General features: G+C 66.6%; 10 protein-coding genes and 1 pseudogene. 1 reads left to right on the top strand and 10 read right to left on the bottom strand.

The genetic code is table 11. From position 1 onward, the window contains the following. The 10 genes and pseudogenes from GIW57_RS23150 to GIW57_RS23105 form a co-directional block, all read right to left on the bottom strand. Positions 1-468: pseudogene (locus tag GIW57_RS23150) on the bottom strand (Flp pilus assembly protein TadD); the annotation flags it as partial. Positions 469-473: 5 nt separating this feature from the next. Then, positions 474-1,403, bottom strand: coding sequence for a type II secretion system F family protein (locus tag GIW57_RS23145; RefSeq protein ID WP_100465653.1), 930 nt, complete (start codon positions 1,401-1,403; stop codon positions 474-476). A 28-nt stretch (positions 1,404-1,431) separates the two neighbouring features. Next, complete coding sequence (locus GIW57_RS23140) at positions 1,432-2,376, bottom strand: type II secretion system F family protein (RefSeq protein ID WP_236513049.1); 945 nt, start codon at positions 2,374-2,376, stop codon at positions 1,432-1,434. 2 nt (positions 2,377-2,378) lie between these two features. Further along, complete coding sequence (locus GIW57_RS23135; RefSeq protein ID WP_108266629.1) at positions 2,379-3,728, bottom strand: CpaF family protein; 1,350 nt, start codon at positions 3,726-3,728, stop codon at positions 2,379-2,381. Next, positions 3,713-4,969 (bottom strand): fimbrial protein, encoded by a 1,257-nt coding sequence (locus GIW57_RS23130; protein WP_100465650.1) that lies wholly within the window; start codon positions 4,967-4,969, stop codon positions 3,713-3,715. The genes GIW57_RS23135 and GIW57_RS23130 overlap by 16 nt, the downstream gene beginning before the upstream one ends. 28 nt (positions 4,970-4,997) lie before the next feature. After that, complete coding sequence (locus tag GIW57_RS23125; RefSeq protein ID WP_236513048.1) at positions 4,998-6,356, bottom strand: type II and III secretion system protein family protein; 1,359 nt, start codon at positions 6,354-6,356, stop codon at positions 4,998-5,000. Between the two features lie 18 nt (positions 6,357-6,374). After that, positions 6,375-7,424 (bottom strand): Flp pilus assembly protein CpaB, encoded by a 1,050-nt coding sequence (gene cpaB / locus GIW57_RS23120; RefSeq protein WP_236513046.1) that lies wholly within the window; start codon positions 7,422-7,424, stop codon positions 6,375-6,377. A 24-nt stretch (positions 7,425-7,448) separates the two neighbouring features. Then, positions 7,449-7,922, bottom strand: coding sequence for a TadE/TadG family type IV pilus assembly protein (locus tag GIW57_RS23115; RefSeq protein WP_100465647.1), 474 nt, complete (start codon positions 7,920-7,922; stop codon positions 7,449-7,451). Then, positions 7,919-8,464, bottom strand: a complete 546-nt coding sequence (locus tag GIW57_RS23110) for a prepilin peptidase (RefSeq protein ID WP_108266627.1) — start codon at positions 8,462-8,464, stop codon at positions 7,919-7,921. Before GIW57_RS23110 ends, GIW57_RS23115 begins: the two co-directional genes overlap by 4 nt. Before the next feature lie 100 nt (positions 8,465-8,564). Next, positions 8,565-8,747 (bottom strand): Flp family type IVb pilin, encoded by a 183-nt coding sequence (locus tag GIW57_RS23105; protein ID WP_025878547.1) that lies wholly within the window; start codon positions 8,745-8,747, stop codon positions 8,565-8,567. Positions 8,748-9,438: 691 nt separating this feature from the next. Between GIW57_RS23105 and GIW57_RS23100 the strand changes: the two genes are divergently transcribed. Beyond that, a complete protein-coding gene (locus GIW57_RS23100; protein WP_100465645.1) occupies positions 9,439-10,419 on the top strand; it encodes a helix-turn-helix domain-containing protein in 981 nt (326 codons plus the stop codon). Positions 10,420-10,674: the final 255 nt, after the last annotated feature.

Genomic DNA, 10,674 nt, shown 5'->3' with positions numbered 1-10,674 from the left:
CAGCCGTGCATAGCCGAGGTCGCCCAGGTAATCGGTGTTCAGGGGGTTCAGCTGGGTGGCACGTGCGAGTGCCTGCTCGCCGCCGTCGTCATCATCACGGAGGGCGGCGATCAGGCCGATGCCATGCGCGGCGGCCGCGGCCTGGGGGCCATTGCCGAGTTCGCGGTACAACGCCAGCGCCGCATCGATCTGGCCGGTCTGGCGCAGTGCGTCGGCCTGCAGCAGGCGCAGTGCCGGGGTATCGCCGTAGCGCTGGCGGAAGGCATCCACGTGCGCCAGCGAGGCGTACCAGGCGCCCTGCTGCTGCATGCGCTGGATCAACTCCAGATAGGCGTTGCGGCTGTCCTGCGGGGCCGGCGTCGGCTCGGCCAGGCTCGGCGCACGCAGGTACTTCGGCGTGGTGGAGCTGCAGCCGGCAGCGGCGGCAACCAAGGCAAGCAACAGGCAGGCGGGGCGCAGGACAGGCATGAAGGTCATCCCATTTTCGACAAGGTAGTGGCCAGCGCGACCAGCGCCGGTCCGGCCAGCACCAGCATCAGTGCCGGCAGCAGGGTCAGCATCATCACCACGGTCATCTTCACCGAGAGCTTGCCGACCTTTTCCTTCAGCGCGTTGCGACGCTGCTCGCGCAGGCGGATGCTGAACTGACGCAGCGGTTCCTGCACGGCGCCGCCATGCGCGTGCACCTGCAGGATCAACTGCACGAGGCTGGACAGGTCGTCGTCGCCGTACACATCGCTCAGCCGCCGCAGTGACTGCGCGCGCGTGCGTCCGTGGGTGTAGGACACATTCGCTTCCTGGATTTCTCCGCCCAGCACCGGCAATGCGTCGCGCAGCTTGTCGCCCAGTGTCTGCAGGCTCTGGTCCATGCTGAAGCCCACGCCCTGCAGCAGGCGCAGCAGGTCGATCAACAGCGGGAGTTCGTTGTTCACGGCACGCCGCCGCCGCTTGACCCACGCACTGAGCGCGAACTTCGGCAGCAGCAGGCCGGCGGCCAGCGCGCCGATCACCACCATGATCCTGGACAACCCTGTGGCATCGCTGATGGCCAGCGCGATACCCAGCACCAGCACCGCCAGCAGCAGTCGCAGGCCCAGGTAGATGGCGGTGCCGCGGCGGGTGTTCCAGCCAGCCAGGTCCAACAGCAGGCGATCTTCACCGGCCAGCAGCGCCGTTTCCAGGCGCCCGCCGCTCAGTCCACGACCGAACTGCTCCAGCCAGCCGAGTGAATCCTTGCGCGCATCGGCACCGCCCTCATCGCTTTCGCGTGGACGCAGCGCCGTTTTCAATGTTGCCGCGCTGCGGTCCTCGCGATGACCGCGGACCCAGCTGCCAAGCCCCAGCAGGGCCACACCGGCGGCCAGCACCAGCAGGGCGGCCACGAACCAGATGCTGGCGCTCATTGGATGCCTCCTGTGTGGACGTGAAGGTTCATAGCGATTTGGCCAGGCGATACAGCAGGAAAGCGCCGGTCAGTTCCATGCACAGGGCGATCAACAGGATCTTGTGACCCAGCGGATCGTGCAGCACCGGCTGGAAGAAGTCGGGGCTGGAGATCGCCATCAACACCGCGCTGGCCGGTGGCAGCAGGCCCAGTACCCACGCCGACATGCGGGTTTCAGACGTGGTCGCGGCCAGCTCCTGCTGGGCCTGTTCCAGGTCACGCATGAAGTCGCCCATGCGCTGCAGGATCTGGTCGGCACGGCCACCGATGCGCACGCTCACCCCCATCACCACCGCCAGTACCTTCAGCACGTCCATGCGGTAGGGCTGTGCGGCCAGGTTGAGCGCGCGGTCCAGGTCCATGCCGCCACGGGCATAGCGCACAGTGGTGTCGAGCAGGCCGCGCAGCGGTGCGTTGGTCTGCATCGAGGCGACCTGGAAGGCGGCCTGCAGGCTGTTGCCGAGGGCGGTCAGACGCACCAGGTTGTCGAGGAAGTCCGGCAGCTGGTGCAGCAGCTGTGCCTGCAGCTTACCGGTGCGGCGCATCAGCCACAGCCAGCAGCCCAGCAGGTACAGCAGCAGGGTAAGCGGGAACATCCAGGCAGTGCCCAGGCGCAGCACTGCGAATGCGGACAGCGCGATGCCCGGCAGCAGCATCAGCAGTGGCAGCTTCCAGCCCGGCGTCAGGCCGGCACGTTGCAGCTGCCCATCCCAAGGCAGGGTGCGGCGGCCTGGCGGAGGCAGCGGTGCCTGCCGCGCCGCGTCGGTGGCGGTGCTGGCGCCAAGGCCGGTGCCACGCGCCAACTGCTGCTCGGTATGCTGCAGGGAGGCCTGGCGCTGTTCGCGGCTGCTGGCCGTGCCCCACAACCACACGGCCAGCGCCAGCAGCACCGACACGATGCTCAGCACACCCAGCAGCAGGCCAGTGCTCATGCTCAGAAGTCTCCGTAGAGGGATTCGCGCAGCAACTGCCGGAACGGCTCCAGCTTGTGCGAATGCGGCTGGAAGCCGAGACCGATCCAGCGGTCGATCTCCTTGCCGCTGCCATCGATCTGCACTTCGTGGCGGAACATCTCCTGGGTGGTGATCAGGTTGTCGCTGACGCCGGTGATTTCGGTGATCGACACCAGCACGCGGCGGCCGCTTCCCAGGCGCGAGATCTGCACGATGAAGTCGATGGCACTGGCGATCTGACGCCTCAGGCTGTCCTCGCTGCCCTGGAAGCCGGCGAAGCCGGCCAGCATCTCGATGCGGTACAGGCAGTCGCGCGGCGAGTTGGCGTGGATGGTGGCCATCGATCCGTCATGGCCGGTGTTCATCGCCTGCAGCATCTCCAGCACCTCGGCGCCACGCACCTCGCCGACCACGATGCGGTCGGGGCGCATGCGCAGGCTGTTGCGCACCAGGTCGCGGATGCTGACCGCACCCTGGCCCTCGGCGCCCCCGATGCGGCTTTCCAGGCGCACGACATGCGGGTGGTTGAGCGAGAGCTCGGCGGTGTCTTCCACGGTGATGACGCGTTCGTTGGCCGGCACGTAGCTGGCCAGCGCATTGAGCAGCGAGGTCTTGCCCGAGCTGGTGCCGCCGGAGACCAGGATGTTGCAGCGGCCCAGCACCATCGCCTTCAGCAGCGCCTGCATCGGTGCATCGAAGGTGCCCTTGGTCAGCAGCTCGTCGGGGGTGAAGGGGTCCTTGCGGAACTTGCGGATGGACACCATCGGCCCGTCCACCGCCAATGGCGAGATGATCGCGTTGAGGCGACCGCCATTGGGCAGGCGCGCATCGACCATCGGATTGGAATCATCCAGGCGGCGGCCGAGCGGGGCGATGATGCGGCGCAGGATGCGCAGCAGGTGGGTGTCGTCGGTGAAGCGCTGTGGCGCGCGTTTGAGCTGCCCGCCCTGGGAGACATGCACATCCTTGAAGCCATTGATCAGGATGTCTTCGATGGTGGGGTCATGCAGCAGGTCATCGAGCGGGCCGAACCCGGTCAGCTCCTTGACCAGGCCTTCGGCCACCACCTGCATTTCTTCTTCATTGATGGGGATGCGCCATTCCTGGATGAAACTGACCGTCTGCACCTCCACCCAGCGGGCGATGGTGTCAGGGGCCCAGGAATCGATGTCGATGCGCTCGTCTTCGATGCTGTTGAGCAGGTGCTCGTGCGCGGCCGACAGTACCTTCTGGTACTGCTCGGTCTGTGCGAACGGCAGGCTGCCCGGTGCATGCTCCGGCACCGTGCTGCGGGCGACAACGTGCGGGAACGGGGTCACTTTGTCTTCCATTGCGATCCACCCAGGGCAAGGGCAAGTCTTTCCCGCAGGCCATGCGTCTGGACCGGGCAGGCAGCCGGATCCAGGCGTTGCACCAGCGGGGCGAGGGCACGCAGGTACGGGTCGCGCGGTGCATCCTGCAGCAGCAGATGACCATGGCTGGCGGCCGTGCGCACCCGTGGCCGCTCGGGCAGGGTGGCCAGCAGCGGCAGCTCGAAGCGGCGCGCGATCTGTTCGGGGCTCATGCCACTGTTGTCGTCGTGGCGGTTGATCAGCAGCTGCAGCCGCTTCTCGCGATCGCGCTGGCCGGAAAGGTGCTTCAGGGCGTGGTCCAGCGACACCAGCGTGGCGATGGACGCGTCGGCGACCAGCCAGATTTCGTCGGCCTGGTCCAGCAACAGGGGGGGCAACTGCCGTAGCGGGCAGCCGCCGGCATCGCACAGCACGCTGGCGAACACACTGCGCAGGCGCTGCAGCAGCGCGCCAGGGTCGGACGGCGGCAGCGCGTCGCTGCCACTGGCGCGATCAAGCAGGACCAGGCCGCTGGGATGCCGTGCCATCGCGGTGCGCGCCAGGGTGGCATCGATGCGGCTGGCATTGCGCAGCGCATCTTCGTAGTGGAAGCGGCTGTCCAGGTTGAGGTACAGGGCGAGATCGCCGGCCGGCTGCGCCAGCTCCATCAGCAGCCCGTCCTGCACGGCTGCATCGCCCTGGGCCAGGGTATGGGTCTGTTGTGCGAGCACCGACAGATGTGCAGCAAGGGTGCTGGTGCCGACGCCGGCGCGCACGCCCAGCAGCACGATCAGCCGCGCCTTGTGCGCCTGCTGTGCGCTTGCGGCGGGCCGCGGTGACAGGGCGCGACGCAGGGCGGCCTCGATGCCGGTGTTGTCACTGTCCAGGTCCAGCACATCGCGCAGGCCGGCGCGCAGCGCCATCACCACGCCTTCAACCTGGCCGGCGCTGGTGGCGCCCACCGCCACCAGGGTCAACTCCGGTTGGGTCTGCTGCAGCTGCTGCGCCAGCACCGTCGATGCCGATGCATGCTCGGGGCGGAAGTCGAGCAGCACCAGGTTCTGCGGGCCACGCTGCAGGTCCTGTGCCGAGGTCGGTTCGCCGCTGTCCTGCCAATGCAGTGCCGTGGCTGGCGGCAGCTTGGCAGCCAGGCGCGGCAGCAGTTCGCGGTCGATCCCGTACAGGACCAGGTTCATCGGTGGTCCTTGCGGGTGCAGCGGCAGGGCAGTGGCGTAGGGCATGGGCGTGGTACCGGAGACGTCATGTGGGTCAGCGCGAGAAACCGGGCACCGGGTCGCGGCTGATCGGGCCAAGCAGCCACGCGCCCCATTCGGGCATGTTCGGCTTGGCTTCGCGCTCGCCGGGCAGCGGCAGTTCGGTATTGCGGGCAATCGGCTGTACCAACCGCGGCGTGACGATGATCACCAGTTCCTTGTCCTGGCGCTTGTAGTCGAAGTTGCGGAAGAACGTACCGATGATCGGCAGGTCGCCGAGCAGTGGAATCTTGTTGACCGTCGACGCGACGGTGGAACTGACCAGACCGCCGATGACGAAGCTCTCTCCATCGCCAAGCTCGACGGTGGTATCGGCGCGGCGGGTGGTGATCGAAGGGATCTGCACGCCGTTCAGCGCGATCGAATTGGTGTAGTCCAGGTCGCTGGCTTCCGGCGCAACCTTCAACGCAATGCGGTTGGGTGAGAGCACGGTAGGGGTGACGGTCAGGCCGATGCCGAAGGGCTTGTAGGTGACCGTGGTCGTGCCGAGACCCTGCGGCTCCAGGATCGGCAGTTCGCCACCGGCCAGGAAGCTTGCACTCTGCCCGGACAGCGCAACGAGAGTCGGCTCGGCCAGCACGCGCGCCATGCCGTTGGCCTGCAGCAGGTCGACGTCGGCGTTCCACAGGCCCTTGGTCGAACCAAACACCAGCCGGAACGCCGAGGAGATCGGCGATTCGCTTTCGTTGCTGGACTCGCCTTCCTTCATGCCCGGAAGGATGCCGGTGTTGCCTGGCAGCTGCCCACCCGGTCGGGCGAATCCATAGGCGAAGCCACCGTTGCGGTTCTGGAAGTTGATGCCGATCTGCTTCAGCGCGGTCTTGTTGAATTCGACCACCTTGACCTCGACCTGCACCACGCCGCCGCTGCTGATGGTGGAAGCGTCGGCCAGGCTGCCGTCCTTGCCCAGTGCCATCACCGCGGTCTTCTGTTCCTGCATGTGCGCCAGCACGCTGTCGCTGCTTCCCTGCAGGAGCCCCTGGTGGTCCTGCTGGGTGAATACCAGCCCGTTGGAGCCGGTATCGGCAGCGCCTTGCACGGCGCTCTGCACGCGCACCTGCACACGCTGCGGTTCGCTCTGCTTGCGATGCCACAGCAGCAGGGTGGTAGTGCCCGGTGCCTTGCCGACCAGTAGTGCCTGGCGCGCGCCGCGCAGCATCACGATGTCAGCCACGCCGGGGTCGGCGATGGCAACTCGTTCCAGGTCGGCTGGCAGCGTCCACGGCCGCTGTTCTCGGGTCTGCAGCAGCAGATCGTCGGCAGCCACGCTCGCACCCGGTGCCAGCAGCACCAGCAGCAGGGCCAGCCAGCGCTGGCGGACAGTGGGGCGTAGGCAGTAGCGACGTTCAGTCATGTGTGCTCTCGGCATGGGTCAAAGGGAGCCACGGGGGGCGGCGGTGTCGCCGCGGATGATTTCGATGCCCGCCGGCCGCGGTGTCGAGCGACGCTGCACCGGTGCGCGCGCCGGCGTTTCGTGAGCGTTGCGCTGCACGCTGCTGCCGCGGCCAGCCAGTGCGTCGCCATCCAGACCTGCGTAGGCGTTGTTCTCCGGTCGCTGCAGAGCCTGCTGCTGTTCGTTGTCCAGGCCGCGCACCGGGTCCAGCACGCCGCGCGCCTGCGGGAACAGCGCCAGGTCCGGAAGGCCGGTATCGGCGGGGTTGCGCAGGGCGAGGAACAGCTTGCCCTGCTGTGCACCCAGCAGCAGGCGGTTGGCGTCGGCCACCGGTACCGCCAGCACCGCGGTGCGAGCCGGCTGCGTGGCATCGCTGCCGTTTGCGTTGCTGTGGGTGCTGCTGGAGCCACTGGTGATGTCGGCCGCGCGTGAGTCGTTGTTGGCCGTGGCCGGTGCTTCGCCCTGGGTGGTGGTGGATGCCACGGCGATGTCCTGCTGGCCGTAGCTGAGCACGCGCAGGCGCGACAGCAGCAAACGGGTCTGTGCGATGTCCTGCTGGCCGTTGTAGCTGGTAGCGGCGCTGCGCAGGTTGAGGAAGACGTCGACGAAATCGCCGGGCAGGATGCGGTTGCCTGCCGCGACCAGCTCATCGACCGGCACCGCCAGTGCCCGTTCACCCGGCCGCAGCTGCAGTGAGAAGCCCTGCGCGAGCAGGCTGGCGCCAATCGCGCTGCCTTCGCTGATGTCCTGCACCGGCACCTTGCCAACCACCGCCGCGAGGTCGGCCGCCGCCCCCGGCACTTCTGCGGTGCGCTGTGTCAGTCGCACGCCATTGGCGCTGATCGGCTCGCCGGCGGGAAGCCGCGCGATGGCTTCAACGACACTGAAGGTCTGCGCATCGGCTTTCACGATCGTGTTCGGGTTGTCCGCCGAGGCCGCCGGCTTGCGACCGATCACGAAGGCGACCACGGCGAGCAGCACGGCGAGCGCGATCAGGGCGATGGCGGCGATGCGGGTCAACTTGAGCATGAAGAACGTCTCCTGTACCGATCGTCAGTTGCTGCCAAGGTCCAGCTGGGCGACCGCGACGCTACGAATGGGGGCCCCCATCACCCAGCCATAGAGCGTGGCGGTGCCGGGCAGGAAGGGGTGGGAGTTGTAGTCGTAGCTCACGGTTACGGTCATGCATTGCACCGTCGCCAGGCCGGCGCAGGGCGCCTGCGGTGAGACCACGATGGCACCGGAGCCGCCAGCGCTGCAGTCCGGGTTCTGCCCGGAAAACTGCAGCAGCCACTGCATGGAGCGGCGGGCCGCAAGGCAGGCTGCGGTGCGCCGCTCGCCGGCGCTGCCATAGCGCAGCGAAGCGCGCGCGCCCTCGGCCGAGGCCGTGGCCAGGGTCTGCTGCGCGGCCATGATCAGCACGCCGGAAAAGGTGAACAGCAACAGCGGCACCAGGCCGAGCAGCAGCATCAGCGCGAATTCGATGCTGGCCACGCCGCGCTGGCGGTGACGTGCGAATGCTTTCATGCCACGCCTCCATAAGTCGTTGACAGCACCCAGCCAATCGCCGCGAAGGCCAGGTAGGCGGCGTAGGGAATGCCTTGTCGACCCTGTCGTGCGGCATGCAGTTCGCGCAGGGCAGGGTGACCATTCCAGTGCGTGCTTGCGCGATTGACCTGCATCTGCAGGCGCAGCGGCAGGTGACCGGCCAACTGCCGTCCGACGATCACCAGCATGGCGTGGGCGCCTGCGGCCAGGCTGGCAAGCACCCATACCGGCAGCAATGCCTTCCAGCCCAGCAGCAGGCCGAGCACGGCGAAGAACTTCACATCGCCCGCGCCCATCCAGCGCACCGCATAGAACGGCAGCAGAGCCAGCAGGCCAAGTGCCGCGCCCAGCAGGTGTGGCGCCCAGGTCGTGCGCGTTGCACTGAACTGGTCGGCGATGATCAGTGGCACGGCGATCGCGCACGCGGCCAGCAGCCAGGCGTTGGGCACGCGGCGGGCGTACAGATCGCTGATCGCGATCCGCAGACACACTCCCATGGCCAGCAATCCCAGCAGTGTCATCGCACACCCTCTTCGTCCGTCATTGGACAGTTGCAGACCCCTTCATCGGCCACCGCGGTCGCCATGGGGGCGACCGCAGGTGGTGCACCCCGCGCGACGGCTAGGTGGTGGTGGCGTCGGTGGCGATGGCCTGCAGGCGGGTGAACAACGTGGTGAAGAACGCGGTGATCTGGGTTCTGCCCACCACGATCAGGATGCCGGCGATCACGGCGGCCAGCAGCCCGTATTCGAGCGCGGTCACGCCATCTTCTTCTTTCAGGAACTTGCGGATCGATGCGTTCATGACGGTTGTCTCCCTCTACCTGTCAGTTGCTGCAGGAAACCTGCATGGGCGGTGGCCCGGCTCCGCCGGGACCGTCCGTAGGCCCCCGCCATCCTGGCGGAGGAGGCACGGCGGGCAATCCCGCTGTGCTCAAGCAGGGTGATCATTCCCGGGCAGGGCAGCGGCCGCGCAACCGCGACCGCACGGCACCAGGCCGGTGGTCGAAGCGGTTATGTCGTGCGTGCATGGTCATGCTGTCCCCCTGGGTGTGGCCGCTTTCTGCGTGCCCGATCACCGTGTATTCGACTTTGCCTGAATGGCGGTTCCCTGCAACCGGAACCTATATGCAAATTCGGCAGATTCGTTGAATTCCTGAATATTCCGATCCGGATCTGTGACGTAAATCCGTTCCTGCGCAAAACGATTCATGCTCGTGCAGATAATGTGAGGTCAATCTGCGCGCATGCGAAAACCATGCCACTCGCGTGCACATCTGCTTCACGCAGTCGATAATCCGGCAGCCTTGAAACATCCTGTTTACGGCCGCGGATTATCGGGCATACTCGCATTCAAGGTTTTGCATTTTCATGGATGGACGCGCGTCCTACGCAGCGACCATCACGGCAACGGACGATGCTCTTGGAAACGGCGTGCGCCCTGTCAGGCAGTGGGGGCGGGTCGTGCAGCAGACCAAACGGGGGACGACACTGTCATGGTCGATGGTGGGGTGGAAGACAACGACGATGGCGATCTCAGGTCGATCGACCTGGCCACGCTGAGCGGCGTGCTCCGCGTGTGCGATGTGGAGCTGTTGCTGCTTGATGGCAATGGTCCGCGCGCGGCATTCGCTTCGCGTGTTCATGAGGAAGCCCTGTTCTGCAGCATCAGCTGCGGTTTCCATTGCCGCGGGCGATTCATGCTGCCCCCCGACTGGGCCATGCTCGGTTACCTGCACACCACCGATGACGCATTGAGCTGGTGCCATGGCGTGCCGCTGACGCCGGGCATGGCGTTGACCGTGATGCCTGAAGGCATCAGTGAATTCACCCTCAGCCCGGGTACCCAGTTGACGCTGATGCTGGTGCCGGTCGCGCGCGTGCAGCGCAAGCTGACCGAGTTGAGTCTGCGCAGCACGCCACCGGCGGGGCAGGCACTTTCGTTGTTCAACCTTGGCGATGATGCAGTGCCGTTGGTACGTCATTACCAGCAGCTGCACGCGCAGCTGGGGCAGGGTGGGGGGCTGCAGCCAGAAGAAACCGAGCGTCTGTTGCATGAGCATATCCAGGCACTGCTCGGTGCGGGTCCAGCCGATCGGCCCAACTGCAGTCGTGCCCGCCGCACGCATTACCTTATCGCGCAGCGGGCGGAGAACTTCATGCGCCTCAACCTGCGCCGCAATATCTACATGAATGAAATCTGCGATGCCGCCGGTGTCAGCGAACGCGGCCTGCGCTATGCGTTCGAGGATCTGTTCGGCACCTCGCCCAATCGCTACCTGTCGATGTTGCGGCTCTGCGCCGCCTGCCGCAGCCTGTCGATGGCCGATTCCAACCGGCGCTCGGTCAAGGCCATCGCCCTCAGCTGTGGGCTGTGGGATCTGTCGCGGTTTGCCGACAACTATCGGAAAGTCTTTGGCGAACTGCCGCGCGACACCCTGATGCGCGCGCCCGCACAGCTCGGCCAACCCGCCTGAAGGTATCGGCCGGGCTGCCGCCCGGCTCCCGCAGAGGCAACGGCGACGGCAACGGCCTAAAGCCAAAGCGGGTTTCCTGTGGGATGGCGGGGTGGGTCCGGTTGCGGGGGACGCCGTAAACCCATCCCTGAAGTGACCCCCGGGAGTTGGACGCCAGATCCAACCCCGAGGGATACATGAACAGGTACGAAGCTCGATTCAAACTGCAGGTCGCCAAAGAAGCCTGCAAGACCTCCACGTCGGTCAAAGCCATCG

The sequence above is a fragment of the Stenotrophomonas sp. PA-6-5C genome (assembly GCF_021605635.1).
Classification (GTDB): Bacteria; Pseudomonadota; Gammaproteobacteria; order Xanthomonadales; family Xanthomonadaceae; genus Stenotrophomonas; species Stenotrophomonas lactitubi.
Note: the sequence above shows the minus strand (reverse complement) of the source record. Positions and strands in the feature narration are given on the sequence as shown.

Coding starts and splice junctions, on each gene's coding strand:
- GIW57_RS23145 (WP_100465653.1), bottom strand. CDS start 1,403: ATGAGCGCCAGCATCTGGTTCGTGGCCGCCCTGCTGGTGCTGGCCGCC.
- GIW57_RS23140 (WP_236513049.1), bottom strand. CDS start 2,376: ATGAGCACTGGCCTGCTGCTGGGTGTGCTGAGCATCGTGTCGGTGCTG.
- GIW57_RS23135 (WP_108266629.1), bottom strand. CDS start 3,728: ATGGAAGACAAAGTGACCCCGTTCCCGCACGTTGTCGCCCGCAGCACG.
- GIW57_RS23130 (WP_100465650.1), bottom strand. CDS start 4,969: ATGCCCTACGCCACTGCCCTGCCGCTGCACCCGCAAGGACCACCGATG.
- GIW57_RS23125 (WP_236513048.1), bottom strand. CDS start 6,356: ATGACTGAACGTCGCTACTGCCTACGCCCCACTGTCCGCCAGCGCTGG.
- cpaB (WP_236513046.1), bottom strand. CDS start 7,424: ATGCTCAAGTTGACCCGCATCGCCGCCATCGCCCTGATCGCGCTCGCC.
- GIW57_RS23115 (WP_100465647.1), bottom strand. CDS start 7,922: ATGAAAGCATTCGCACGTCACCGCCAGCGCGGCGTGGCCAGCATCGAA.
- GIW57_RS23110 (WP_108266627.1), bottom strand. CDS start 8,464: ATGACACTGCTGGGATTGCTGGCCATGGGAGTGTGTCTGCGGATCGCG.
- GIW57_RS23105 (WP_025878547.1), bottom strand. CDS start 8,747: ATGAACGCATCGATCCGCAAGTTCCTGAAAGAAGAAGATGGCGTGACC.
- GIW57_RS23100 (WP_100465645.1), top strand. CDS start 9,439: ATGGTCGATGGTGGGGTGGAAGACAACGACGATGGCGATCTCAGGTCG.